At 64.7% G+C, this 25568-nt stretch carries 19 protein-coding genes; 5 read left to right on the forward strand and 14 right to left on the reverse strand.

Going from position 1 to position 25568, the window contains the following annotated elements:
* Positions 1–124 precede the first annotated feature (124 nt).
* The gene (locus OZ411_RS07560) at positions 125–3004 is read right to left on the reverse strand and encodes an EAL domain-containing protein (protein ID WP_282527431.1); all 2880 of its coding nucleotides are present in this window, start codon (positions 3002–3004) and stop codon (positions 125–127) included.
* A 120-nt stretch (positions 3005–3124) separates the two neighbouring features.
* Positions 3125–4126: an NAD(P)H-quinone oxidoreductase gene (locus OZ411_RS07565; RefSeq protein WP_282527432.1), complete on the reverse strand. Its 1002-nt coding sequence runs from the start codon at positions 4124–4126 to the stop codon at positions 3125–3127.
* Positions 4127–4281: 155 nt separating this feature from the next.
* Between OZ411_RS07565 and OZ411_RS07570 the strand changes: the two genes are divergently transcribed.
* Together OZ411_RS07570 and OZ411_RS07575 are read left to right on the forward strand one after the other, a co-directional pair.
* A complete protein-coding gene (locus OZ411_RS07570; protein WP_130579022.1) occupies positions 4282–4473 on the forward strand; it encodes a DUF1192 domain-containing protein in 192 nt (63 codons plus the stop codon).
* Between the two features lie 458 nt (positions 4474–4931).
* Positions 4932–5444, forward strand: a complete 513-nt coding sequence (locus OZ411_RS07575; RefSeq protein ID WP_282527433.1) for a DUF1465 family protein — start codon at positions 4932–4934, stop codon at positions 5442–5444.
* A 181-nt stretch (positions 5445–5625) separates the two neighbouring features.
* On the opposite strand, the gene rpmE is transcribed toward OZ411_RS07575, so the two are convergent.
* Complete coding sequence (rpmE, locus tag OZ411_RS07580) at positions 5626–5853, reverse strand: 50S ribosomal protein L31 (protein WP_027579286.1); 228 nt, start codon at positions 5851–5853, stop codon at positions 5626–5628.
* A 186-nt stretch (positions 5854–6039) separates the two neighbouring features.
* Between rpmE and OZ411_RS07585 the strand changes: the two genes are divergently transcribed.
* Entirely contained in the window at positions 6040–7899 is a 1860-nt protein-coding gene (locus OZ411_RS07585; RefSeq protein ID WP_282527434.1) for an ABC transporter ATP-binding protein/permease, read from the forward strand.
* 156 nt (positions 7900–8055) lie between these two features.
* On the opposite strand, the gene OZ411_RS07590 is transcribed toward OZ411_RS07585, so the two are convergent.
* The 3 genes from OZ411_RS07590 to OZ411_RS07600 all read right to left on the reverse strand — a co-directional run bounded on the left by OZ411_RS07590 (position 8056) and on the right by OZ411_RS07600 (position 10607).
* The gene (locus tag OZ411_RS07590; protein WP_282527435.1) at positions 8056–8505 is read right to left on the reverse strand and encodes a GNAT family N-acetyltransferase; all 450 of its coding nucleotides are present in this window, start codon (positions 8503–8505) and stop codon (positions 8056–8058) included.
* Positions 8505–9533 (reverse strand): peptidoglycan -binding protein, encoded by a 1029-nt coding sequence (locus tag OZ411_RS07595; RefSeq protein WP_130579015.1) that lies wholly within the window; start codon positions 9531–9533, stop codon positions 8505–8507. Before OZ411_RS07595 ends, OZ411_RS07590 begins: the two co-directional genes overlap by 1 nt.
* Positions 9534–9605: 72 nt before the next feature.
* On the reverse strand, positions 9606–10607 hold the full coding sequence (locus tag OZ411_RS07600; RefSeq protein WP_130579013.1) for a flagellar motor protein MotA: 1002 nt from the start codon (positions 10605–10607) through the stop codon (positions 9606–9608).
* Positions 10608–11216: 609 nt separating this feature from the next.
* Between OZ411_RS07600 and OZ411_RS07605 the strand changes: the two genes are divergently transcribed.
* Together OZ411_RS07605 and OZ411_RS07610 are read left to right on the forward strand one after the other, a co-directional pair.
* The gene (locus OZ411_RS07605; protein WP_282527436.1) at positions 11217–12428 is read left to right on the forward strand and encodes an efflux RND transporter periplasmic adaptor subunit; all 1212 of its coding nucleotides are present in this window, start codon (positions 11217–11219) and stop codon (positions 12426–12428) included.
* 6 nt (positions 12429–12434) lie between these two features.
* Entirely contained in the window at positions 12435–15593 is a 3159-nt protein-coding gene (locus OZ411_RS07610) for a multidrug efflux RND transporter permease subunit (protein ID WP_282527437.1), read from the forward strand.
* Between the two features lie 139 nt (positions 15594–15732).
* On the opposite strand, the gene OZ411_RS07615 is transcribed toward OZ411_RS07610, so the two are convergent.
* From OZ411_RS07615 to tkt, 8 genes are all read right to left on the reverse strand, one after another.
* Positions 15733–16524: an inositol monophosphatase family protein gene (locus OZ411_RS07615; protein ID WP_130579010.1), complete on the reverse strand. Its 792-nt coding sequence runs from the start codon at positions 16522–16524 to the stop codon at positions 15733–15735.
* 87 nt (positions 16525–16611) lie between these two features.
* Positions 16612–17691 (reverse strand): tetratricopeptide repeat protein, encoded by a 1080-nt coding sequence (locus tag OZ411_RS07620; protein ID WP_282527438.1) that lies wholly within the window; start codon positions 17689–17691, stop codon positions 16612–16614.
* Complete coding sequence (locus OZ411_RS07625; protein ID WP_282527439.1) at positions 17688–18374, reverse strand: thiamine phosphate synthase; 687 nt, start codon at positions 18372–18374, stop codon at positions 17688–17690. Before OZ411_RS07625 ends, OZ411_RS07620 begins: the two co-directional genes overlap by 4 nt.
* Entirely contained in the window at positions 18375–19400 is a 1026-nt protein-coding gene (locus tag OZ411_RS07630; RefSeq protein ID WP_282527440.1) for a class I fructose-bisphosphate aldolase, read from the reverse strand.
* 291 nt (positions 19401–19691) lie between these two features.
* Positions 19692–20759: a class II fructose-bisphosphate aldolase gene (fba, locus tag OZ411_RS07635; protein ID WP_282527441.1), complete on the reverse strand. Its 1068-nt coding sequence runs from the start codon at positions 20757–20759 to the stop codon at positions 19692–19694.
* A 48-nt stretch (positions 20760–20807) separates the two neighbouring features.
* A complete protein-coding gene (locus OZ411_RS07640) occupies positions 20808–22001 on the reverse strand; it encodes a phosphoglycerate kinase (RefSeq protein WP_282527442.1) in 1194 nt (397 codons plus the stop codon).
* Positions 22002–22132: 131 nt separating this feature from the next.
* On the reverse strand, positions 22133–23140 hold the full coding sequence (gene gap, locus OZ411_RS07645; protein ID WP_282527443.1) for a type I glyceraldehyde-3-phosphate dehydrogenase: 1008 nt from the start codon (positions 23138–23140) through the stop codon (positions 22133–22135).
* Between the two features lie 142 nt (positions 23141–23282).
* Positions 23283–25271: a transketolase gene (gene tkt / locus OZ411_RS07650; RefSeq protein WP_282527444.1), complete on the reverse strand. Its 1989-nt coding sequence runs from the start codon at positions 25269–25271 to the stop codon at positions 23283–23285.
* Positions 25272–25568 lie beyond the last annotated feature (297 nt).

Here is a 25568-nt window from a genome sequence, read left to right on the forward strand (position 1 = left end):
AAAGCGCAGCGTGCCCACCATTCCGGAACGAGAATGTGGAGAGATGGTGGGCACGCTGCGCTTTGCCCACCTTACGGGTCTCCGCGGGGCATGACAGTTGCCGGCTCAAGGCCGGGATGACGGATCAGCTCGCGGCTTCCAGCCGCTCCTCGGTGAGCAGGCGCATTGCGGCGTCGGCATCCATCGGCTCGCCGAAGGCGAAGCCCTGCGCGTATTCGCAGCCGAGCTGGTAGAGCTCGACCGCATCCGAATCCGTTTCCGCGCCTTCCGCCACCACGTCCATGCCGAGGTCGTGGGCGAGCGCGATGATCGATTTCAGGATCACGGGCCGCGTGCCGCGGCTGGTGGTGCGGACGAAGGACTGGTCGATCTTGATGGTGTCGAACGGGAAGCGCTGCAGGTAGGACAGTGAGGAGTGGCCGGTGCCGAAGTCATCCAGGGAGAGGCCGGTGCCGAGCTCGCGGATGCGCGCCAGCATCTGCGCGGCGTGCTCCGGATTCTCCATCACCAGCGATTCCGTCAATTCCAATTTCAGTGTGCCGCGCGCGACCGAGGAGCGCGACAGCACGGTCCTGATGTCGTGGATCAGGTCGTGGCGCAGCAATTGCCGCGATGAGACATTGACGGAGGCAAAGATCGGCTCGCGTGACCGCATCGCGCGCTGCCAGATCGAAAGCTGCCGCGCGGTCTGGTCCATCACGAAGGTGCCGAGGTCGACGATCAGGCCGATCTCCTCCGCGATGGAGATGAATTCGGACGGCGACATCCGCCCGAGTTTCGGATGGTCCCAGCGCGACAGGGCCTCGAAGCCGGCAATCGAACGGTCCTCGAGCCGCACGATCGGCTGGTAGAGGATCGTGATCTCCTGCCGCTCGATGGCGCGGCGCAGCTCGCTCTCCAGCGTCAGGCGGTCGGTCTTGCGCGCGCGCATCGCCGGCTTGTAGACGTCGATGCGGTCGCCGCCGATGCGCTTGGAGTGATACATCGCAAGCTCGGCGTCCTTGATGATCTCGTCGGTGAGCTGCGTCTGCGGGTCGGAGAGCGCCAGCCCGATCGAAGCGGTCAGGAAGATCTCGCGGTCGTTGAAGGCGATCGGCGCGCGGATGGTCTTGCGGATGGTTTCGGCAAAGGCGGTGATCCGCGCTGGGTCCTGCTCGGACAACAGGATCAGGCCGAACTGGTCGCCGGCCAATCGCGCCAGCGTGTCCTGCGGTTTGAGGATGCGGGTCAGGCGGCGCGTCAGCGTCAGCAGGATGGAATCGCCGACCGCCATGCCGACGGAGTCGTTGACCTGCTTGAAGCGGTCGAGGTCGATCACCATCAACGTCGGCCGCAGCGTCGGCACGGTCTTTGCGAGATTGGCGACCGCGCTGAGCCGGTCCATGAACAATTTGCGGTTCGGCAGGCCGGTCAGATTGTCGTGGACCGAGTCATGCAGCATCCGCTCTTCGGAATTCTTGATGTCGGTGACGTCGGTAAGCGTGCCGACCACGCGCGAGACCTCGCCGTCGGAGCCGACGACAGGCCGCGCCTTCAGCGCGAACCACATGAAATGGCCGTCCGGGGTGCGCAGCCGGAAATCCTGCACCAGGCGGCCGCGGCGCTGGTCGAGCACGCTGTCAAGTGCTGCACGGAAACGGTCCTGGTCGAGCGGATGCAGCACCTCCAGCCATTTCGCCGCCGGCCCTTCCAGCGTGCCGCGCTTCAGGCCGAGCAGGGCCTCGGTCTCGGGGCTGGTGAACACCTTGTCGGCAGAGACGTCCCAGTCCCAGATCAGGTCGCCGGAGCCGGTCAGCGCCAGCGCCCGCCGCTCGACATCGGAGACGACGCCCGTGGTGGCGCCGCCGCCGGCAAAGGCATGCTGCATCACCGTGAAGCCGATCAGCATCACTATCAGCACGAGGCCGCCGAGCAGCGCCGGACCAACGATGTCATTGGTGACACTGCCCGCCACCGTCATGCCGGCCGCGACCACCCAGACCACCAGCAGGAACCAGGTCGGGATCAAGAGAACGGCGCGGTCAAAACCGTGGGTCGAAAGATAGACGATCAGCGCAAAGCCGGCGAAGGCGATCATGACGAGCGACATGCGCGCGATGCCGGAAGCCACCGCGGGATCGAACAGCGCCAGCGCCACCAGCGATCCCAGGAACAGCAGCCAGCCGATGGTGATGTGGGAATAGCGCACATGCCAGCGGCTCAAATTGAGATAGGCGAACAGGAACACGAGCAGCGTCGCCGCCAATATCGCCTCGCCCGCCGCGCGCCAGACGCGCTCGGCGTTGTTCGACATGTCCAGCACCTTGCCCCAGAAGCCGAAATCGACGCCGATATAGACCAGCACCGCCCAGGCGAGCGCGGCGGCCGCCGGAAACATGATGCTGCCCTTGACCACGAACAGGATCGTCAGCACCAGCGCCAGCAGTCCGGAAATGCCGATCACGATGCCCTGGTAGAGCGTGAAGGAGTTGACCTTGTCCTTGTAGGACTCGGGCTCCCAAAGATAGAGCTGCGGTGGCAGCTTGTCGGTGCGCAATTCCGCGACGTAGGTGACGACCGCGCCCGGATCGAGCGTGATGCGGAAGACATCCGCGGTCGGGCTCTCCTGCCGCTCGGGACGGTCGCCGACCGACGGTGTGATGGTGGCGATGCGCGACAGGCCGAGATCCGGCCAGAACAGGCCGGATGAGACGATGCGGTAATGTGGCGCGACGATCAGGCGGTCGAGCTGGTCATCGGTGTTGTTGGCGAGCGCGAACACCACCCAATATTGCCCGCCCTCGCGCGCGCGGACCTCGATGCGGCGGACGATGCCGTCGGTACCGGGCGCGGTCGAGACCTGGATGCGATCGGTGTCGCTGCGCTGGTGGTCGAGAACGGCGGTGAGATCGATCGCGGGCGCGTCGCTGCGGACGCTGACGGCATCAACTGCACGCGCCGGGGCCGCGCCGACAACCATCATGAGGGCCAGCGCAAGCGGCGCAAGCCACCTGATCAGACGCAATGTCAGTACTCCGCGCTTTCACGATTCATGCGGGCGAACCAGCGCCCTGCCGCTCCCGGATAAATGCCACGAAAGCGAAGGAAATCAAAGGGTTTCCGGTTGGGCCGGGCGGTGGAAGCGTTAAACGACCAACACAATTTTGCCAATATGCGCACTGGTTTCCATCCGCCGGTGGGCGTCGGCAGCCTTTTCCAACGGGAAAGTGCTGTCCATCAGCGGTTTTACCCGCCCCTCGCGGAGTAGCGGCATCACCTTGGCCTCGATCGCGGCGACCATCGCCGCCTTGTCCGCATGACTACGGGGGCGGAGCGTCGAGCCGGTATGGTGCAGGCGCTTCATCATCAGCTTTGCAAAATTGGCGCTCGCCTTCGGCGCTCCGGCCAGGAAGGCGATCTGCACGATTCGCCCTTCGACGGCGGCTGCGTCGTAGTTGCGATCGATATAGTCGCCGCCGACCATGTCGAGGATGACATTGGCGCCGGCGCCATCGGTTGCGGCCTTCACCTCGGCGACGAAATCCTCGCTCTTGTAGTTGATCGCGCGATCAGCGCCGAGCTTCAGGCAGGCCTCCGCCTTGTCCTGCGAGCCGACGGTGACGATCACCTTGGCGCCAAACGCTTTCGCAAGCTGGATCGCCAGGGTGCCGATGCCGGAGGAGCCGCCATGGATCAGCAGCGTCTCGCCTTTTTGCAGAGCGCCGCGCTCGAACACATTGTGCCACACCGTCATCAGCGTTTCGGGAAGTGCGCCGGCTTCCTCGATCGACAGTGACGGCGGCACCGTCATCGCTTGCGCGTCCTGCGCGATGCAATATTGCGCATAGCCGCCCCCGGCGACCAGCGACATCACGGTATCGCCGACCTTGTGCCTGCTCGCGCCGGGCCCGACCGCAACCACTTCGCCTGATATCTCGAGGCCGGGCAGGTCGCTGGCGCCGGGCGGCGGCGGATAGGAACCGGAACGCTGCGCCACGTCAGGCCGGTTGACGCCGGCCGCCTTCACCTTGACCAAGATTTCGCCTTGGCCCGGCTCCGGCACCGGGCGCGTCTCCGGCAGCAATACTTCCGGCCCGCCGGGCTTGCTGATGCCGACGACGGTCATTTGCGCGGGCAGCTTTTCCATGGTTTTTCCTTGGCGAAATGGGAGGATTCCAGACGCGGCACGTTGATTACCCAGCCTGCATCGCGCTGGCAACCGCTGCAACGGGATCGTGACAGAGCATGACCGGAAAGTGGAGACCGGCTTTTCATGCTTAGGGCAAAACACGGAGGAAGCGCATGGCGATGGAAGATGACGAGCGGCCGCGGAAGAAGATTTCGCACGAGATCGGGCAGGACCTGTCGCTGCTCTCGGTCGAGGAATTGAGCGACCGCATGGCGATGCTCTCGGCCGAGGTCGAGCGCCTGCGCGAGGCGGTCACCAAGAAGCGCGCCTCGAAGGACGCCGCCAACAGCTTCTTCAAGTCGTAGCGCTCACCCGTAGCCCGGATGGAGCGCAGCGTAATCCGGGACACCGGTGCATCCGGCTCGCACCGGTCCCCGGATTGCGCTGCGCTCCATCCGGGCTACGAAACTGGAGGCCTGTCCCAAACTAGGCCAATGGCCGATATGGCAAACGAAGCTTAAACAAAATCGCTCATTTACGATCAATTAAGCTTTCTCGTTTATGACTGCATCGTCCTCGTTTGGACACCGAGTGGCTCCTGTCCACTCTGTTTGACGCCTCCCTGTTATCAACTTCAAAGCCGCCGGAAACGGCGGCTCTTTTTTGGCGTTGTCACAGGCTTGTCGTTTCCAGCATTTGGCTGGAAACCATAATTCCGCTTGCGGCTGGACTCTTCGTCCCGCAAGCGCAATGATTTGTTCATCATAAAGCTGGCGCAAAGCCGGTGGTGTTCAAAATTAAAAGTGGCGTGAGGGCGTTAACCATGCTGGAGCGGTCGCAAAGCGATTCCGCACTTGTTCTGTTCAGTGAGCGGCTGACCAATTCTGCTGCATTCGGAGCCTTGTTCCGTGAGGGCATGGACTTGGTCGAGGAGACCGCCGCCTATCTCGATGGCGACGGCCGCAATCAGGCCAAGGCGCTGGAACGGTCCGTCAGCCTGACCTATGCGACCGAAAGCATGCGCCTGACCACCCGTTTGATGCAGCTTGCCTCCTGGCTCCTGCTCCATCGCGCGGTGAAGGAAGGCGAGATGACGCTGACCCAGGCCAATCGCGAGAAGACCAAGGTGAAGCTCTCCGCGGCCGATCCGGGCTCGGCGGAACTGATCGAGAAACTGCCGCAACAATTGCAGGACCTGATCGCCCGCTCGATGGACCTGCAGGCGCGCGTGCGCCGGCTCGACAGCACGATCCATGCGCCGCAGGCCGATCGCGCCGCGATCGGCAACCCGCTGGTGCCGCAGCTCAACCGCCTGAAGGCCGCGTTCGAGCGGTAACGGCCGTTTCCCGTCGACCCCCGTCATTGCGAGGAGCGAAGCGACGAAGCAATCCATGCCGCAGCGAGCGGAGAGATGGATTGCTTCGCTTCGCTCGCAATGACGCGTGAAAACAGAAACGCCCCTGACTTGGCAGGGGCGTTTGTCGGACGATAACAGGAAAGAGCGAGCCTTTGCGCGCTCAGTCCTTTTTCAAAAAGCCGGAAAACTTCTTCTGGAACCGCGACACGCGGCCGCCGCGGTCGAGGAGCTGCTGCGAGCCGCCGGTCCAGGCCGGGTGCGACCTGGGATCGATATCGAGCTGCAGCTTGTCGCCTTCCTTGCCCCAGGTGGAGCGGGTCTGGTACTCGGTGCCGTCGGTCATCACGACCGTAATCGTATGATAATTCGGGTGAATATCGGCTTTCATGGCAGTTCCTTCGGCGCGCCGGCGCCCGTCTCAAGTGGTCCAAAGATACGGGATTTGGGCAGCTCTATAGCCTAAGGAGCCCCCCAAAACAAGCCACCGGGGGGTTACCGGATTAGGACTCTTCCGGATTTGCCAGCCGCCTCCGCGGGGCCTATCTGGAAAACATAAAAACTGGTCCTTGTCCCGATGAGCGCAGCCGAACAGCTTGACCACCCGCCCAGCCCGATGCCGCCGCGGCGCGATGCGCTGCTCGAAGGCGAAGCGCCGGTCGAATCCACCTTGACCGAAACGGAAGGGAAGAGCCGCGCCAGGCTGAAGCCGCTGCTGGCGCTCGCGCCCTATGTAGCGCGCTACCGTGGACGGGCCATCCTCGCTTTTATCTCTCTGACGGTTGCGGCGATCACGACGTTGATCGTGCCGGTCGCGATCCGGCGCATGATCGACTTCGGCTTCACGGCCGAAGGCATCGCCATGATCAACAGCTATTTCAGCGTGATGATCGCGGTGGTGGCGGTGCTCGCCTGCGCCAGCGCCTCGCGTTACTATCTGGTCATGACGATCGGCGAGCGCATCGTCGCCGATCTCCGCCGCGACGTGTTCGCGCATCTGATCTCGCTGTCGCCTTCCTTCTTCGATTCAGCGCGCAGTGGCGAATTGGTGTCGCGCCTGACCGCCGATACCACCCAGATCAAATCAGCGGTCGGCGCCTCCGTGTCGATCGCGCTCCGCAACATGATGCTGTTCCTCGGCGCCGCCGCGATGATGGTGGTCACCAGCGCGAAGCTTTCCGGCTTCGTGCTCTTGGCGATCCCGATCATCGTGATCCCGCTGGTCGCGTTCGGGCGCTGGGTGCGCCGATTGTCGCGCAATGCGCAGGACACGCTCGCGGAGGCCAGCGCCTATGCTTCCGAGCTGGTCGGCGCCATCAGGACCGTGCAGGCCTTCACCAGCGAGCGGCTCGCCGCCTTGCGCTTCGGCGGCGAGGTCGAGCAGGCCTATGACGCCGCGCGCAGCTCCACCCGCGCGCGGGCCGTGCTCACCTTGATCATCATCTTCATCGTGTTCTCGAGCGTGGTGCTGATCCTCTGGGTCGGTTCGCACGACGTGCTCGCGGGCGCGATGACGCCGGGACGTCTGGGCCAGTTTATTCTCTACAGCGCCTTTGCTGCCAGCGCCCTCGGCCAGCTCAGCGAAGTCTGGGGCGAAATCTCCGCAGCTTCCGGTGCTGCCGAGCGGCTGTTCGAGATCCTGCGCGTCAAGCCGGAGATCACGGCGCCGGCCGCGCCGCTCGCGCTGCCGCAGCCCGCCCGCGGCGACGTTGTGTTCGACAACGTCAGCTTTGCCTATCCGACGCGGCGGTCCGTGAAGACCGTCGACGGCGTCTCGTTCTCGGTACGATCAGGCGAGAAGGTCGCGATCGTCGGTCCTTCCGGCGCAGGCAAGAGCACGCTGTTCCATCTGTTGCTGCGCTTTTACGATCCCGTCTCGGGCACGATCTCGTTCGACGGCGTACCGATCCGGCAGGCGGATCCAGGCGCGGTACGCTCGCACATGGCGCTGGTGCCGCAGGACACCGTGGTGTTCGCGACGTCGGCGCGCGAGAACATCCGTTTCGGTCGCCCCGATGCGTCAGATGCCGAAGTCGAGCGCGCCGCCGACCTTGCGCACGCCACCGAATTCCTGCGCCGGCTGCCCGGCGGCTTCGAGGCCCAGCTCGGCGAACGCGGCGTGACGCTGTCGGGCGGCCAGCGCCAACGCATCGCGATCGCGCGCGCGATCCTGCGCGATGCACCGCTCCTGCTGCTCGATGAAGCCACCTCCGCGCTCGACGCCGAAAGCGAGACCTTGGTGCAGACCGCGCTGGAGGAATTGATGCGCCACCGCACCACGCTGGTCATCGCGCATCGGCTCGCGACCGTGCTCTCCTGCGACCGTATCCTGGTGATGGAGCATGGCAGAATCGTCGAACAGGGCACCCATGCCGAGCTGGTCGCCTTGAACGGGCTCTACGCAAGGCTGGCAAGGTTGCAGTTCGAGGGGGGTTGAGTTCGCGCTCCGCGCCGCGAACTCCGCTGTCATCGCCCGCGAAGGCGGGCGATCCAGTATTCAAGAGACCGTCGTGGGATACGGAGAAGCCGCGGCGTACTGGATGCCCCGGTCAAGCCGGGGCATGACGGCGGTGTTTGTGGCAAGCAAGTCCCGTTACGGCTTCCACGCCATCCTCAATACCGGACGTCCTGACGTCGGGTTGACGTCCTCGCCAGCATGCACAAAGCCGTTGCGCTCGTAAAAGCGGATGGCTCGCGTGTTGTCCTTGTTCACCAGCAGCGTCACGCCATCGGGCGAAAGGCGCTTGGCTTCATCTACCAGCGCGCTTGCCAGCTTCGAGCCCCAATGCGCGGGATCGACCACCAGCTGGTCGAGATAGCCGCTTGCATCGATGGTCACGAAACCGACCAGCGCATCCGCCTCTTCCGCGACGATGATGGTTGCCTTCGGCACCAGCTCGCTGCGCCAGCGCTCGCGCCACCACGCCACGCGGGCATCAAAATCGATCGACGGATAGGCCTGCTGCCAGGTTTGCCGCCAAAGCTCGATCGCGGCGTCCTCGTCCTCGGCGCGATAGGGGCGAAGCTTGAACCCGCTCGTCACTACCGTTCCGTCAGCTTCAATTCGATGCGGCGGTTACGCTTGTAGGCGTCTTCCGTCTGGGCGGTGTCGAGCGGCTGGAATTCGCCAAAGCCGGCGGCGACCAGCCGCTGTGCCGGCACCCCGAGCGAGATCAGATATTGCACCACCGAGATCGCGCGTGCGGCGGAGAGATCCCAGTTCGACTTGAAAACCGGGCTGTTGATCGGCCGCACGTCGGTGTGGCCATCGACCCGCAGCACCCAGGCGATCTCGCTTGGGATCTGCTTGTCGAGGTCGATCAGGGCAGCCGCGAGCTTGTCGAGCTCGGCGCGGCCTTCAGGCAACAGCGTGGCCTGTCCGGTATCGAAGAAGACTTCGGATTGGAACACGAAGCGGTCGCCGACGATGCGGATGTCCGGCCGGTTGCCCAGGATGGCGCGCAGGCGGCCGAAGAACTCCGAGCGGTATCTCGACAGTTCCTGCACCCGCTGCGCCAGCGCCACGTTCAATCGCTGGCCGAGATCGGCGATGCGTCCCTGAGATTCCTTGTCGCGTTTCTCGGAAGCGTCGAGCGCTTCCTCGAGCGCGGCAAGCTGACGGCGCAATGCGCTGATCTGCTGGTTCAGCACCTCGATCTGCGCCAGCGCCCGCGAGGAGACCTGCTTCTCGGAATCGAGCGCCTTGGTGAGCTCGGTAGCTCGGCCCTGCGCGTCGCTGCCGGCATTGGCCAGGCCCTCATAGAGTCCCTTGATGCGGTCGCGCTCGCCTTCGGCCGTGACAAGCCCGGCGCGGAGCTGCGCTATCTGTTCGCCGAGGCTGAGCTTGCCGAGCTTTTCCAGCGACAGCATGTCGTTGAGCTGGGCGATCTTGGCGTTGAGCTGCTCCAGCGCCTTGTCCTTGCCGGAGACTTCCTGCGACAGGAAGAACTGCACCACCAGGAACACCGAGAGCAGGAATACTATCGACAGCACCAGCGTCGACAGCGCGTCCACGAAGCCCGGCCAGTAGTTGAAGCCGGATTCACCGCGGCGGGCACGGGCAAGGGCCATTTTGACTCTCTACTAGCGTTGGTGTTTGGACGGCCGCCGCGGGTTTCCGTCGGCGGCACCGTCCCTGTTTCTCTAACTCTTCTCCGGCTGACGCGCGAGGCGTTCGAGCAGGCGCTTGATCTCGCGGTTCTGCTCGCCCTGGCCGTCGGCCCATTCCCGGATCATCTGTTGCTCGGTGCGCATATGCGCAACCAATCCCTGGATCGCTTCGGCGAGATTGGCCATCGCCGCGGTGGTGCCGCGGCTTCCCCCGCCTTCCTCCACCGCGACGCGCAGCCGCTCGATCGCGTGCTGCAGGTTACCGCCACCACCCGCGGCGGCGACGACGCCGTCACCGGCATATTCCCGCACTGTGGTCGCAAGCCAGTCCTCGAGGTCGGTATAGAAACGGTTCTGCGCCTGGCTGGATTGCAGGTCGAGGAAGCCGAGGATCAGGGAACCGGCGAGGCCGAACAGCGAGGACGAGAACGAGATGCCCATGCCGCCGAGCGGCGCGGCCAGGCCTTCCTTCAGCGTGTCGAACAGCGCGCCGGCGTCGCCGCCGACCTTCAGCCCATCGATCACCTTGCCGACCGAGCCGACGGTTTCGATCAGGCCCCAGAAGGTGCCGAGCAGGCCGAGGAACACCAACAGGCCCGTCATGTAGCGCGAGATGTCGCGCGCCTCGTCCAGGCGGGTCGCGATGGAATCGAGCAGGTGCCGCATCGTCTGCTGCGAGATCGACATCCGCCCGCTGCGCTCGCCGCCGAGGATCGCCGCCATCGGCGCCAGCAAGGTCGGCCGCCGGTCGATCGCGAGCCCGGGATCGGCGATCCGGAAATTGTTGACCCATCGCACCTCGGGATAGAGCCGGATCACCTGGCGGAACGACAGGATGATGCCGATCAAAAGCACCGCGCCGATCAGCGCATTCAGCCCCGGATTAGCGAAGAAGGCGACGACGATCTGCTTGTAGAGGACGATGCCGATCAGCGCGCACAGCACGAGAAATACCAGCATCCGCACCAGGAAGATCCGTGGAGAGGACAATTTGCTGAGTTCGGTCTCCATGTCGGAGCGGGGAGAGGAGGGCATTGCCGGCATGTCCGTTGCGAAAAGCCGCGTTGGGCAGCCAATATGGCACAGCGGCCACGGGAAAAAAGATCGGAAACCGGGTATTTCGGGGCGGAAGCGGAACAGGACAGCGACGGCGGTCGTGTCATCCACCGAAATCGTCTCGCTCGAAGCTGTTCCGCCTGTTGCGAATTGGCCGACATCGGTCGTAGCCGCACGCGCCCGCATTTCCGGATCGCGCATTCGCCCGCCATCGTCGAAGCGGGCGAACCGATCTCGATGCCGGATAACGAGAGACGACCGAGCAACCGGAAAATGTCGGCAGGGATTCTCCGTTACAGCGCGCCCGCTTGATTCGGAGATAGCAGCAGATCGGCGGTAGCCACGCTGTGTCGAGGAAGGCGTAGTACGTTACCCCCACAAGCTCCGATGGAACCGGTTTCACAATCCGGTGAATCGGAGAAAAACATGCCAATTCAATATATTATACGTGTGTGACATTGAGCCGCCGCAGCGATGTATTGCGTCGCAGCACCTCGACCTTATCCTGAACGGCGTGACAGGCGGAGTCGGCAGCGACGCCGCGGTGTCATTTGTGTTCAACAATTCAAACTCGGGGCGACGCTTTCAATGTCCGGACTACGCGCACGAACGGCATGCATTCTCCTGATGCTGGCCGCCACGGCGCCACTGCTAGCCGGCTGTGATGAGCCGACTGCCGCGACCGCTGCGTCGGAGGCGGCGCCCGAACCCGAGGTCAGCGTTGTCGTCGCCAAGCCGCAGTCGCGCGCGGTGGTGCGCGAGCTGCCCGGCCGTGTTGCGCCCACGCGCGTCGCCGAAGTCCGCCCGCGCGTTTCCGGCATCGTCGTCGAGCGCTTGTTCCACCAGGGCACCGAGGTGAAGGCCGGCGATCCCCTGTATCGCATCGATCCGCGGCCATTCGAGGTCGAGGTGCAGTCCAATCAGGCTGCGCTCGCACGCGCCAAGGCCGTGCTCGATCAGGCGGCCCAGCACGCGCATCGCGTTATGACCCTCTACAACCAGAAGGCGATGCCCGAGGCCGAGAACGAGAAGGCGATTGCCGCGCAGCGCCAGGCCGAAGCGGATGTCGCGGCCCGCGAGGCCGATCTCGCGCGCGCCAAGCTCAATCTGGATTACGCCACCATCCGTGCTCCCATCGACGGCATCGTCGGCGCCGCCCTGGTCAGCGAAGGCGCGCTGGTGGTGCAGAACGACTCCACCTCGCTTGCGACCATCCAGCAGATCGACCCGATCTATGCCGACTTCACCCAGTCGGTCACCGAGCTCAACCAGCTACGCCGCGCATTCGAGACCGGCGAACTCGACCGCATCGCGCCTGACGCGATGAAGGTGCGCCTGTTGCAGGACGATGGCACGATCTATTCGATTCCCGGCAAGCTGTTGTTCTCGGACGCCAAGGTCGACGCCTATACCGGGCAGGTGACCCTGCGTGGCGAGTTCCCCAATCCAAGGCGAGAGCTGCTGCCGGGCATGTATGTGCGCGTGCTGATCGAGCAGGGCATCGACTCTGACTCGATCGCGGTGCCGCAGCAGGCGATTCAGCGCAATGGCGGTGGCGGCAGCGAGGTGTTCGTGGTCAAGGACGACGGTCGCGTCGCGGTTCAGCCCGTCCGTACCGGCTCGCTGCAGAACGGGCAGGTGTTCGTGACCGAAGGTCTGAAGTCCGGCGACCGCGTCGTGGTCGAGGGCTTCCAGAAATTCGCGGCAGGCGACAAGGTCCGACCGCAGGCGTTCACCGAGGCCGCGGATGCTTCGACCGCTGTACCGGGGGAAAATAAAGCCGCGCAAGCGCTGCGGTGATCCGAGATGGCGAGCTTTTTCATCGACAGGCCGATCTTCGCCTGGGTCGTCGCGCTCTTCATCTGCCTGATCGGCGCGATCTCGATTCCGCTGCTGGCGATCGCGCAATATCCGATCATCGCGCCGCCCTCGATCTCAATCTCGACCAGCTATCCCGGCGCCTCACCGGAAAATCTCTATAACAGCGTCACCCGGCTGATCGAGGAGGAGCTGAACGGCGCCTCCGGCATCCTGAATTTCGAATCCACCAGCGACTCGCTCGGCCAGGTCGAGATCATCGCCAATTTCGTCCCGGGCACCGAAACCAGCCAGGCCTCCGTCGAGGTACAGAACCGCCTCAAGCGCATCGAGGCGCGCCTGCCGCGCGCCGTGATCCAGCAGGGCATCCTGGTCGAGGAAGCCTCCAGCGCGGTGCTGCAGATCATCACGCTGAATTCGACCGACGGCAGCCTTGATGAAATCGGTCTCGGCGATTTCATGATCCGCAACGTGCTCGGCGAAATCCGCCGCATTCCCGGCGTCGGCCGCGCCACGCTCTATTCGACCGAGCGCTCCTTGCGCATCTGGCTCGATCCGGCAAAGCTGGTCGGTTATGGCTTGACCGCCGATGACGTCAACAAGGCGATATCAGCGCAGAACGCGCAGGTCGCCTCGGGCAGCATCGGTGCCGAGCCGGCGACGGACTCGCAACGGGTTTCAGCGCTGGTTCTGGTGAAGGGCCAGCTCTCCTCGCCGGACGAGTTCGGCGCCATCATCCTGCGCGCTAATCCTGATGGTTCGACCGTGCGCCTGCGCGACGTCGCGCGGCTGGAGATCGGCGGCCTCAGCTATCAGTTCCAGACACGCCTCAACGGCAAGCCGACGGCGGGCCTCTCGGTGCTGCTGTCGCCGAGCGGCAACGCGCTGGCGACCGCGAGCGCGGTGGAAGCCAAGATGAAGGAGCTGTCGCGCTTCTTCCCGGCCAACATCTCCTACGAGATCCCCTACAACATCACGCCCGTGGTCGAGGCCGCGATCGAGAAGGTGCTGACGACGCTGGTCGAAGCCGTGGTGCTGGTCTTCGTCGTGATGTTCCTGTTCCTGCAGAACATCCGCTACACCATCATTCCGACCATCGTCGTGCCGGTCGCGCTGCTTGGGGCCTGCGCCACGCTGATGATGCTCGGCTATTCCATCAACATGCTGACCATGTTCGGCATGGTGCTCGCGGTCGGCATCCTCGTCGACGACGCCATCGTCGTGGTCGAGAACGTCGAGCGCATCATGGCCGAGGAAGGCTTGCCGCCGAAGGAGGCGACCCGCAAGGCGATGTCGCAGATCACCGGCGCCATCATCGGCATCACGCTGGTGCTGGTTGCCGTGTTCATCCCGATGGCGTTCTTCCCGGGATCGGTCGGCATCATCTATCGCCAGTTCTCGGTCACCATGGTCGCCGCCATCGCGTTCTCGGCGCTGCTGGCCCTGTCGCTGACGCCGGCGCTGTGCGCGACATTGCTCAAGCCGGTGACCGCAGGCCATGGCCATTCCCGCAAGGGCGTGTTCGGCTGGTTCAACCGCACGCTCGATGTCACCCGCGACGGCTATACCCGCACGGTTCGCGGGACGCTGAAGCGTACCGGGCGGCTGATGCTGATCTATGTGGCGCTTCTGGTCGGGTTGGGCTGGGGCTTCGTGCGACTGCCCGGCGGCTTTCTGCCGGTCGACGACCAGGGCTTCATCACCACCGACGTGCAGACGCCGTCGGATTCCTCCTTCGCCCGCACCGAGGCCGCGATCGAGAAGGTCGAGAAATATCTCCTGGCGCGCTCGGCCATCGAGAACGTCACGTTCCTCACCGGCTTCAGCTTCCTCGGCCAGGGCTTTAACACCGCGCAGGCCTTCATCACGCTGAAGGACTGGTCGGAGCGCGGGCCGAAAGATTCGGCGGCCGCGATCGTCGCCGACATCAATCGCGACCTTTCATCGATCCGCGACGCCAAGATCTCGGCGCTGCAGCCGCCGCCGATCGACAACCTCGGCAACTCCTCAGGCTTCTCGTTCCGCCTGCAGGACCGTGGCCAGAAGGGTTACGTCCAGCTCATCGCCGCCGCCGACCGCCTGATCGCGGAAGCCAATGCCAGCCCCGTGCTGCAGAAGGTCTATATCGAAGGCCTGCCGCCGGCGCCGCAGGTCAATCTGGTGATCGACCGCGAAAAGGCCGGAGCCTTCGGCGTCACCTTCGAGGACATCAACGCCACGATTTCGACCAATCTCGGCTCGAACTACATCAACGATTTCCCGAACCGCGGCCGCATGCAGCGCGTCGTGGTGCAGGCGGACAAGTTCACCCGCATGAATGCGGATGACATCCTCAACTACAACGTCAAGAACAACCGCGGGCAGCTCGTGCCGTTCTCGTCGTTCGCCACGATCGAATGGCAGAAGGGACCGACCCAGATCGCGGGTTTCAATTATTATCCCGCCGTGCGCATCTCCGGCGAGGCGCGCCCCGGCTACACCTCCGGCGATGCCCTGAACGAGATGGAGCGGCTCGCGAACAGATTGCCGCGCGGCTTCGGCTATGAGTGGACCGGACAGTCGCTGCAGGAGAAGCTGTCGGGCTCGCAGGCGCCGTTCCTCTTGGCCTTGTCGGTGCTGGTGGTGTTCCTCCTGCTCGCCGCGCTGTATGAGAGCTGGACGATTCCGATCGCGGTGCTCCTGACCATACCGCTCGGCGTCACCGGCGCGGTGATCGCCGCGAGCATGCGCGGCCTGGCCAATGACGTCTATTTCACCGTCGGCCTGATCACCATCATCGGCCTCGCCGCCAAGGATGCCATCCTGATCATCGAATTCGCCAAGGATTTGCGGGCCCATGGCAAGCCGCTGATCGAGGCGACCGTCGAAGCCTGTTCGCTGCGTTTCCGCCCGATCCTGATGACCGGCCTCGCCTTCGTGTTCGGCGTGTTCCCGATGGCGATCGCCTCCGGTGCCGGTGGTGCCAGCCAGCAGGCGCTCGGCACCGTCGTCATGGGCGGCATGATCGCGGTCGTGATCCTGGCGCTGTTGATGGTCCCGGTGTTCTTCGTCAGCGTGCAACGCGTGCTGGCCGGCGACCGCGAGCCGAAGCAGGCCCCGGTGCCGGAGCCGCACGCGCCGCCGGCGCCGGCTCCCCAGAAGCCATAAGCGCAATCGCTCAGAGCCGTCATGCCCCGCGCAGGCGGGGCATCCAGTACCCACTTGGGCCGGAGATGACGCATCACTGGCGCCGCGGGTTACTGGATTATCCGCCTTCGCGGATGATGACAGCGAGCAGAGGCACCTGCTATCCCAGCGGCTTCAAAATCTTCACCAGTTCGCCGTGCACGAATTCGTTACCGCAGACCACGTGTCCGGTTTGCAACGGATCGTCATTGCCCTCGATCCCGCTCACGGTGCCGCCAGCTTCGCGCACCATGATCTGCCCGGCCGCGATATCCCAGGGCTGCAGGTTGCGTTCCCAATAGCCGTCGAGGCGGCCGGCGGCGACGAAGGCGAGGTCGAGCGAGGCGGCGCCGAAGCGGCGGAAGCCGGCGACCTTGTTCTGCAGCACGGCCATCTCTTTCAGCGCCAGTCCATGGTCGCCGCGGCCGATATGGGGCAAGCCGCAGGCGACCACGCATTCGTCGAGCCTTCGGCGGCCGGCGACGCGCAGGCGCTGGTCGTTGAGGAAGGCGCCCTTGCCGCGCTCGGCGATGTAGAGCTCGTCGTTGGCGGGGTTGTAGATCACCCCCGCAATCACCGTGCCCTCGCGCGCCAGCCCGATCGAGATCGCGAATTGCGGGATGCCGTGCAGGAAGTTGGTGGTGCCGTCGAGCGGATCGACGATCCAGCTATGGCTCTTGTCGGTGCCCTCGCGGGTGCCGCCTTCCTCGCCGATGAAGCCGTAGCCCGGGCGGGCCTTGGCGAGGTCGGTGTAGAGCATCTCCTCGGCGCGCTTGTCGGCCAGCGAGACGAAGTTCGCCGGCCCCTTCAGCGACACCTGCAGGTGTTCGATCTCGCCGAGATCGCGCTTGAGGCTGCGGCCGGCGCGGCGCGCGGCCTTGACCATGACGTTGATGAGGGCGGAATAGAGCATGATGGAGGGCTTGTCGGTGGGAAAACGGCCCAAGCGCCGTCGGAGATTTCCGACTGCGTGCCCTCTCGGGATGGCGCCGTCAAGGCGTCATTTGCCGGTGCCGAGCCATTTGCGCGCGGCCTCCTCGCCCTTGGCGCGGTCCTGCGGGCTCATGTCCAGCAGTATCTCGTCCAGTTCCGGATCGCCCTTGCCGGCGGTCTTGGCGACGGTGTGCCATTTCAACGCCTCGACTTTGTCCTGCGGCACGCCCTGGCCGGTGGCGAGCAGGCGGGCGAGGCGGTTTTGCGCGATCGGCGAGTTCTGCCGGGCCGCCTTGCGCAATAGCGCCACGGCCGCCGGCTGGTTCCGCGGCGTGCCGGAGCCGTTGTAGAGCGCGATCGCATATTCGACCTCGGCATCGACATTGTCGGCGAGCGAGGCGGCCTGCAACAGCCGCACCGATTTCTCGAGATCCTTGGGTACGCCGGTGCCCTCCTTGTAGAAGGTCGCGAGCGCATATTGCGCTTCGGGGCTGCCGGCGTCGGCCGCCATTCGCAACAATTCGGCACAGCGCTTGAGGTCCTGCGGCAGCGTCTGGCCGTCGAGATAGAGCAGCGCCAGATTATAGGCCGCTTTGGGATTGCCGAGCTTGGCTGAGGACGCCAGCAGCTTGACCGCCTCGTCCTTGTTCACGGGGGCGCCGCGGCCCGCAAGCCGCATCATCGCGAGCGCGAACATCGCCTCGCGGTCGCCCCCGTCGGACGCGCGCTGATACCATTCGATCGCCTTGCCGTAATCTCGCTTGACGCCGAGCCCGTTGGCATAGAGCTCGCCCAGCATCGTCATCGCCCTGGGGTCGCGGGCGTAGTTTGCGCGGTTGGTGGCGAGGTCGAAGGCGGTCTTGTAGAGGCCACGCTGATAGGCGCCATAGACGAGATCGACATTGGGATCGTCGAACGGGTGCGTCGGGCTCGGCGATGGCGTCGGTGAAGGCGCCGGCTTTGGCGCGGCCTGCTTCTTTTCCGCCGCTGCCTTCGGCTTCGGCGCAGGCTTCGGCGCTTCCTTTTTCGCAACCGGCTTGCTGGCCGGCGCCTGCGCCGCGGGCGGCGTCAGCGAAATCTGCGCGGCCGCGCCCGTCGTCAGCACGGCGCAGCCGAGCACCACGGCTATCGGACGCAGCAGGCTCATTCCGGGGTCAGTCCTGCCCTTGCCTTCCCAAATGCGCTCGCATGCGCTTCCCGGATGGTCGCGCTGACCTCCGCGAGCGCCGCGCCGGCGCCGCGCTGGTCGGCGAAGATGAAGTCGCCGACCAGGACGAAGTCTGCGCCGGCGGATGCAAATTCGAAAGCTTCTTCGCGCGAGGTGGCGTAGCCGACGCAGGGCGGCTCGAACAACTCGTCCCACCAGTTGAGCCGCTCGGCGATCGCCTGCGTCGAGGGCCGCTGTCCGTGCGCATCGGGCTCGCCGAACAGCACGTAGTCGGCGCCGAGCTCGCCGGCGGCCATGGACTCGTGGCGCGTCGGCAATCCGCCGACGCCGGCGATGCGGTCCGGCTTCAGCGACGGCAGCGCCTCCTCCAGCGCGACAAGGCCGGTGAGATGCGCGCCGTCGGCGCCGGCGCGTGCGACGAGCTCGACATGGCCGTCGATCAGGAGCGCGGCGCCGGCGCTCTGGATCACCGGCACCAGCGCTTTCACGCGCGAGATCATCGTGCGCTGGTCGGTCTCGCGCAGCCGCACCAGCACCGCTGCGACATCGGCCGCGGCGAGCAAAGTGGGCAGGCTTGCGATGAGTTCAGAGGGGTCCTCCACCACCGGCACCGCGAGATAAAGGCGCGGCGCCGGGCGGGGCGGAACGGGCTTTGCGGGCAATTATGCCACCTTCTTTTCCAGGCCAGTCTCCCACTCGCCCTTGCTCGCGAGCGCGTTCATGCGCGCGCGGTGGGTGAAGGCGCGCTGGCCGGCCGCGACATTCTCGGCCTTGCCGGACCACGCCTTTTGCGGCGCCGCCTGCAGCGCGCGGCCGTAGGAGAAGGTGAGCTTCCAGGGTAGGCCGCCGATCCGGTTCATCGCGTCAAGATGCGCGGTCGCCTCTTCATCGCTCTGGCCGCCGGAGAGGAAGGCGATGCCCGGTACAGCCGCGGGCACGCAGGCCTTCAGAAGGCGAATGGTCTTTTCCGCAACTTCCTGAACCGATGCCTGCTTCGGGCTCTTCTTGCCGGATACCACCATGTTCGGCTTCAGCACCATGCCTTCGAGTTCGACGCGCTGCACGAACAGTTCGTGGAATACGGTGTTGAGCACCTGCCGCGTCACCTGATAGCAGCGGTCGATGTCGTGGCCGCCGTCCATCAGCACTTCCGGCTCGACGATCGGCACGATCTGCGCCGCCTGGCACAGCGCGGCGTAGCGCGCCAGCGCATGCGCGTTGACATGGATCGCGGTCGTGGTGGGAATTCCTTGTCCGATGTCGATGACTGCGCGCCATTTCGCAAAGCGCGCGCCGCGCTCGTAATACTTCTTCAGCCGCTCGGCAAGCTTGTCGAGGCCAACGGTCACGAGCTCGCCGGGGCAGGCGGGCAAGGCTTGCGTGCCCTCGTCCACCTTGATGCCGGGGATGCTGCCGGCCTGCTCGATCAGCTTGACCAGCGGCGTGCCGTCCTTCGCGTTCTGCCAGATCGTCTCGTCATAGAGGATGACGCCGGAGACATATTTGCTCATCGCCTCCGTCGAGCGAAACAGCATCTCGCGGTAGTCGCGACGGTTCTCCTCGGTCGATTCCACCCCGATTGCGTCGAAGCGCTTCTTGATGGTCCCTGAGGATTCGTCGGCGGCCAAAATGCCCTTGCCTGATGTGACCATGGCAAGCGCGATCTTGTTGAGGTCAGCGAGATTCATGGAACGTCCTCCAGATGGTTTCATGCCCTTGCAAACCAAAATAGGCGGTTATCGGGCAATTGCCTAGAAAACGTTCGCCGCGGCGGGCGGTCGCGCAGTCTGGAGCAGGATTAACATTAAAATCGAACAGCGATTACAAATCGAACTACCCTCCGCCTCCCAGGTCCGAGGGGAGGGCGGAGAGCTTGTAGCCCGGGTGGACCGGAACGCGTAACCCGGGACGCCTGTGTCCGCATTGTGAGCGGCCCCGGGTTACGCTTTCGCTTCACCCGGGCTACGGCAGCGGCGGCTTCACGCCACCTTCGGATCGAGCTCGCCCTTGGCGTAGCGTTTGGCCATTTCCGCCGTGGTCAGCACCTTCTTGATCTTGCTGGCCTGGCCGGCGGTATTGAACTCCTGCAGCCGCTGCTTGCACAGCTTGGTCATCGCTTCCATCGCGGGCTTCAAATATTTGCGCGGGTCGAACTCTTCCGGGTGTTCCTTGAACACCTTGCGGATCTGCCCGGTCATCGCCATGCGGTTGTCGGTGTCGATGTTGATCTTGCGCACGCCGTTCTTGATGCCGCGCTGGATCTCGGAGACAGGCACGCCCCAGGTCGGCTTCATCTTGCCGCCAAACTCGTTGATGATGTCCTGCAGGTCCTGCGGCACCGAGGAGGAGCCGTGCATCACCAGATGCGTGTTCGGCAGCTTGCGGTGGATCTCCTCGATCACCTTCATGGCGAGGATGTCGCCGTCCGGCTTGCGGGTGAACTTGTAGGCGCCGTGCGAGGTGCCCATCGCGATCGCGAGCGCGTCGACCTTGGTCTCCTTCACGAACTTTACGGCCTCGTCCGGATTGGTGAGGAGCTGGTCGTGGGAGAGCTTGCCTTCGGCGCCGTGGCCGTCTTCCTTGTCGCCCATGCCGGTCTCGAGCGAGCCGAGCACGCCGAGTTCGCCTTCAACCGAAATGCCGCCGAGATGGGCCATGTTCGTGACCGTCCTGGTCACGCCGACATTGTAGTCCCAGTCGCCGGGCGTCTTGCCGTCGGCTTTCAGCGAGCCGTCCATCATGACAGAGGTGAAGCCGGCCTGGATCGCGGTCATGCAGGTGGCGGGCTCGTTGCCGTGATCGAGATGCACGCAGACCGGGATCTGCGGGTAGATCTCGGTGAGGGCGTCCATCATGTGCTTGAGCATCACGTCATTGGCATAGGCGCGGGCGCCGCGGGAGGCCTGGATGATGACGGGCGCGTCCACGCTCGAGGCGGCCTCCATGATCGCCAGCGCCTGCTCCATATTGTTGATGTTGAAGGCCGGCACCCCGTAATCGTGCTCAGCCGCATGGTCGAGCAGTTGCCGCAAGGTAATGCGAGCCATCCGGATTCTCCCTGTATTGACAGCGCCTGCGCGCCGGCTCCGATAAAATTAGCGGATCTTCAAGACTTCGACGCCCGGCAGCGGCTTGCCTTCCATCCATTCAAGAAACGCGCCGCCGGCGGTCGAGACATAGGTGAAATCGTGCGCCACGCCGGCCTGGTTCAGCGCCGCGACGGTGTCGCCGCCGCCTGCGACCGAAATCAGCTTCTTGGCTTTGGTGCGTTCGGCGGCGTGCTTGGCGGCCACCATGGTGCCGCGATCGAACGGGGTCAGCTCGAAGGCGCCGAGGGGGCCGTTCCACACCAGCGTCGCCGCATCGTCGATCGCGGCATGGATGCGCGCGATCGATTGCGGGCCGACGTCGAGGATCATGCCCTCGGCTGGGATCGCGTCCAGGCCATAGGCATGCGACGGCGAATTGGCCGCGAAGTGGAAGGCGACGACGGCGTCGACGGGAAGGATGATCGCGCAATTGGCGGCCGCGGCCTTGTCCAGGATGCGCAGCGCCGTCGCGGCGAGATCCTTCTCCGCCAGCGACTTGCCGATGCCCACGCCCTGCGCGTGCAGGAAGGTGTTGGCCATGCCGCCGCCGATCACCAGCGCATCGACCTTGGTCACGAGATTTTCGAGGAGGTCGATCTTGGTGGAAACCTTGGCGCCGCCGATGATCGCGATCACCGGCTTGGTCGGCGCTTCCAGCGCCTTGCCGAGCGCGTCGAGCTCGGCCTGCATGGTGCGTCCGGCATAGGCCGGCAGCTTGTGGCCGAGGCCTTCGGTGGAGGCATGGGCGCGGTGCGCCGCCGAGAACGCGTCATTGACCCAGATGTCGCCGAGGTTTGCCAATTCCGCGACGAAGGCCGGATCGTTCTTCTCTTCCTCCTTGTGGAAGCGGGTATTCTCCAGACAAAGGATCTCACCGTCATTCATCGCTGCCACGGCCTTTGCCGCGGGCTCGCCGATGCAGTCGTCGGCGAAAGCGACCGGCTTCTTGATCACCTTCGAAAGCGCCTCGGCGACCGGCTGCAGCGATTCCTTGGGATCGCGTCCCTTGGGGCGGCCGAAATGTGCGAGCAGGATGACCTTGCCGCCCTTGTCGGAAAGCTCGGTGATCGTCGGCGCGACACGCTCGAGCCGTGTAGTATCGGTGACGCGGCCGTTTTCCGTGGGCACGTTGAGGTCGACGCGGAGCAGCACGCGCTTGCCCTTCACATCGACGTCGTCGAGGGTGCGGAATTTGTTCATGGCAGGGCTTTCTCCGTCATGGCCGGGCATAGCCGTCCAAAGGACGGCGTCGCTTTCGCTCGCCTATGTCCCGGCCATCCACAAAGGCGTGGATGCCCGGCTCAAGGCCGGGCATGACGACAAACAAATAGTTACAGCAGCTTTCCGATCGCGACCGCGGTGTCGGCCATGCGGTTGGAGAAGCCCCACTCGTTGTCGTACCACGACATCACGCGCACCAGCGTGCCGTTCAGCACCTTGGTCTGGTCCATGTGGAAAGTCGACGAATGCGGATCGTGGTTGAAGTCGATCGAGACGTTGGGCGCGGTGGTGTAGCCCAGGATGCCCTTGAGCTGCTGCTCCGAGGCACGCTTCATTGCCTCGTTGATTTCCTTGGCGTCGGTCGCGCGCTTGGCGACGATCTTCAGGTCCACCACCGAGACGTTCGGGGTCGGCACGCGGATCGCGACGCCGTCGAGCTTGCCTTTCAGTTCGGGCAGCACCAGTCCGATCGCCTTGGCTGCGCCCGTGGAGGTCGGGATCATCGACATCGCCGCCGCGCGGCCGCGGTAGAGATCCTTGTGCAGCGCGTCCAGCGTCGGCTGATCGCCGGTATAGGCATGGATCGTGGTCATGAAGCCGGTCTCGATGCCGACGGTGTCGTTCAGCACCTTCGCCACCGGAGCGAGGCAGTTGGTGGTGCAGGAGCCGTTGGAGATGACCAGGTGATCCTTGGTCAGCGTGTCATGGTTGACGCCGTAGACGATGGTGGCATCGGCGCCGTCGGCCGGCGCGGAGACCAGCACGCGCTTGGCGCCGGCGGTCAGATGCGCGGACGCCTTGTCCTTGGCCGTGAAGATACCGGTGCATTCCAGCGCGACGTCGACGCCGAGTTCTTTCCAGGGCAGCTTGGACGGATCGCGCTCGGCCGACACCTTGATCTTGCCGCTGCCGACGCTGATCGAGTCGCCATCGACGGTAACGGTGCCGGGGAAACGGCCGTGCACGGAGTCGAAACGGAGCAGATGGGCGTTGGTCTCGACCGGGCCGAGATCGTTGATGCCCACCACTTCGATATCCTTGCGGCCGGACTCGGCGATGGCTCGAAGCACATTGCGGCCGATGCGGCCGAACCCGTTGATCGCGACCCGGATTGCCATGCTGTTTCTCTCCTCTAATAGCTGATGCCATCCCCGCTGGCGCGCGCCCAGCGGAGGTGTTACGGCGGATCGCCCGGTTCGGCCGGACGAGAGCGGACTATATGAGGGATTACCTAGTCCTTTTTGCGGATAAGCTCAACCGCTAGCCAACGCGCTTCAGGGCAGCGTTAACGGCGGCCTCGGCGGTAATTCCGAAGTGCTTGAAAAGGTCCTTCGCCGGCGCGCTGGCGCCGAAACCGTGCATGCCGATGAATTCGCCGTCTTGGCCGATCACGGCATCCCAGCCCCAGCGCACGGCCGCCTCGATCGCGATCTTGACCGGCGCGTTGCCGATGATGGCCTTTTTCCGATCTTCCGGCTGCGCCAGCAACAATTCGAGCGAGGGTACCGACACCACCCGCGACGGGACGCCGCGTTCCGCGAGCTGTTTCTGCGCGTCGACGGCGATCTCGACCTCGGAACCGGACGCGAAGAATGACACTTTTGCGTCACCTTGGGCCGCGACCAGCTCATAGGCACCATGGCTGCACGGATTATCGGCGGGCGTGGTGGTTCGAAGCTGCGGCAGGTTCTGTCGCGTCAGCGCCAGCACTGTCGGGCCGTCGATCCGGTTCAGCGCGAGCTCCCAGCATTCTGCAACCTCGACGGCATCGCAGGGGCGGAACACGCGCATGTTGGGAATGGCGCGCAGCGCCGAGAGATGCTCCACCGGCTGGTGTGTCGGGCCGTCTTCGCCGAGCCCGATCGAGTCGTGCGTCATGACGTAGACGACGCCGGTGCCCATCAACGCCGCAAGTCGCATCGCCGGCCGTGCATAGTCGGTGAACACCAGGAAGGTGGCGCCGTTCGGCGCAAAGCCACCGTGCAGGAAGATGCCGTTCATCGCCGCCGCCATGCCGTGCTCGCGGATGCCGTAGTGGATGAAGCGTCCCTTCGGCGTCTTGGCGGAGAAGTTGGTCGCCGATTTCGCCTTGTTGTTGTTGGAGCCGGTGAGGTCGGCCGAGCCGGCCAGAAACTCCATCGGCATCGCGGCGGCGATCACCTCGATCGCGGCCTCCGATGATTTGCGGGTCGCAACGTTGAGTGGGTTTTCGAGCAGCGCCTTCTTGTGCCCCTTCAGCGCCTTTGCCAGTGAAGCCGGCCGCTCGTGCCGCAGCCGGCGCTCGAATTCGGCGCGCTTGCGGCTGCCGAGCTCGGCGAAGCGCGCTTCCCATTCCTGGCGCTCCGCGGCGCCGCGTGCGCCGGCGTCACGCCAGGCCTTCAGCACGTCATCTGGCACCGAGAACGGTTCGAGCGAGATGCCGAGCTTTTCCTTGGCACCTTTCAGCTCGTCGGCGCCGAGCGCCTCGCCATGGACCTTATTGGTGCCCGCCTTGGTCGGCGCGCCGTAGCCGATCGTGGTCTTGCAGGCGATCAGCGTTGGCTTGCTCGATTTCTGCGCGCGCGTGATTGCATCCGCGATCGCTTTCTGGTCCTGGCCGTTGATGAGCTCAGCGGCCCAGCCCGCCGACTTGAATCGCTTCACCTGGTCGACGGAGTCGGCAAGCGACGTCGGGCCATCGATCGAGATGCCGTTGTCGTCATAGAGCACGATCATTTTGTTGAGCCGCCAGTGGCCGGCGAGCGCGATCGCTTCCTGCGACACGCCTTCCATCAGGTCGCCGTCGGAGGCGAGCACGTAGGTGTGGTGGTTGACGATCTTCTTGCCGAACTCGGCGGCCAGCATCTTCTCCGCCACCGCCATGCCGACCGCGGTCGAGATGCCCTGGCCGAGCGGGCCGGTGGTGGTCTCGATGCCCTTGGTGTGGAAGTTCTCAGGATGTCCTGGCGTCAGCGAGCCCAATTGACGGAAGTGCTTGAGCTGGTCGAGCGTCATGTCCTTGTTGCTGCCGGTGAGGTACAACAGCGAATAGAGCAGCATCGAGCCGTGGCCGGCCGAAAGCACGAAGCGGTCACGATCCGGCCAGGCGGGGTCGGCCGCATCGAATTTCAGGAACTGTGTAAACAGGACGGTCGCGACGTCGGCCGCACCCATCGGCAGCCCGGGATGGCCGGATTTCGCCTTCTCGACCGCATCCATTGCGAGCCCACGAATGGCGTTGGCCATACGGGTGTGATCGACCTGCGTCATGATGAAAATCCGTCTGAAATGAGAGGCTTGGCTTGCATGCGCGCCGCCCGGAGGGCCGCCATATGCGGGTGGTAGGCACGGAGAAGGGCTGGATAGCACCTCAATTCCGGAAGTCCAAGGGAAGTCCAAGGCAAGGAAACGCGCTTTCGGCCGCAAAGTTGCCTCCGGTGTGTCCGGCCGACCGGGGCCTGAACCCGCGCGAGCCGCCGGTTTCCCGAGCGGAAGGGGAGAAAGGACCCTTGGGTAAACCGACAGGTGCGGGGCCCGGGGAGGCTCCATCTATCGGTGCATAGTTTA

Source organism: Bradyrhizobium sp. Arg237L (assembly GCF_029990105.1).
In the GTDB taxonomy this organism is placed as follows: Bacteria; Pseudomonadota; Alphaproteobacteria; order Rhizobiales; family Xanthobacteraceae; genus Bradyrhizobium.

What these genes read in the sequence shown, in the direction of transcription:
- OZ411_RS07565 (WP_282527432.1), bottom strand. Translation starts at nt 4,126, where the DNA reads ATGGAAAAGCTGCCCGCGCAAATGACCGTCGTCGGCATCAGCAAGCCC.
- OZ411_RS07570 (WP_130579022.1), top strand. Translation starts at nt 4,282, where the DNA reads ATGGCGATGGAAGATGACGAGCGGCCGCGGAAGAAGATTTCGCACGAG.
- OZ411_RS07575 (WP_282527433.1), top strand. Translation starts at nt 4,932, where the DNA reads ATGCTGGAGCGGTCGCAAAGCGATTCCGCACTTGTTCTGTTCAGTGAG.
- rpmE (WP_027579286.1), bottom strand. Translation starts at nt 5,853, where the DNA reads ATGAAAGCCGATATTCACCCGAATTATCATACGATTACGGTCGTGATG.
- OZ411_RS07585 (WP_282527434.1), top strand. Translation starts at nt 6,040, where the DNA reads ATGAGCGCAGCCGAACAGCTTGACCACCCGCCCAGCCCGATGCCGCCG.
- OZ411_RS07595 (WP_130579015.1), bottom strand. Translation starts at nt 9,533, where the DNA reads ATGGCCCTTGCCCGTGCCCGCCGCGGTGAATCCGGCTTCAACTACTGG.
- OZ411_RS07600 (WP_130579013.1), bottom strand. Translation starts at nt 10,607, where the DNA reads ATGCCCTCCTCTCCCCGCTCCGACATGGAGACCGAACTCAGCAAATTG.
- OZ411_RS07605 (WP_282527436.1), top strand. Translation starts at nt 11,217, where the DNA reads ATGTCCGGACTACGCGCACGAACGGCATGCATTCTCCTGATGCTGGCC.
- OZ411_RS07610 (WP_282527437.1), top strand. Translation starts at nt 12,435, where the DNA reads ATGGCGAGCTTTTTCATCGACAGGCCGATCTTCGCCTGGGTCGTCGCG.
- OZ411_RS07615 (WP_130579010.1), bottom strand. Translation starts at nt 16,524, where the DNA reads ATGCTCTATTCCGCCCTCATCAACGTCATGGTCAAGGCCGCGCGCCGC.
- OZ411_RS07620 (WP_282527438.1), bottom strand. Translation starts at nt 17,691, where the DNA reads ATGAGCCTGCTGCGTCCGATAGCCGTGGTGCTCGGCTGCGCCGTGCTG.
- OZ411_RS07630 (WP_282527440.1), bottom strand. Translation starts at nt 19,400, where the DNA reads ATGAATCTCGCTGACCTCAACAAGATCGCGCTTGCCATGGTCACATCA.
- fba (WP_282527441.1), bottom strand. Translation starts at nt 20,759, where the DNA reads ATGGCTCGCATTACCTTGCGGCAACTGCTCGACCATGCGGCTGAGCAC.
- OZ411_RS07640 (WP_282527442.1), bottom strand. Translation starts at nt 22,001, where the DNA reads ATGAACAAATTCCGCACCCTCGACGACGTCGATGTGAAGGGCAAGCGC.
- gap (WP_282527443.1), bottom strand. Translation starts at nt 23,140, where the DNA reads ATGGCAATCCGGGTCGCGATCAACGGGTTCGGCCGCATCGGCCGCAAT.
- tkt (WP_282527444.1), bottom strand. Translation starts at nt 25,271, where the DNA reads ATGACGCAGGTCGATCACACCCGTATGGCCAACGCCATTCGTGGGCTC.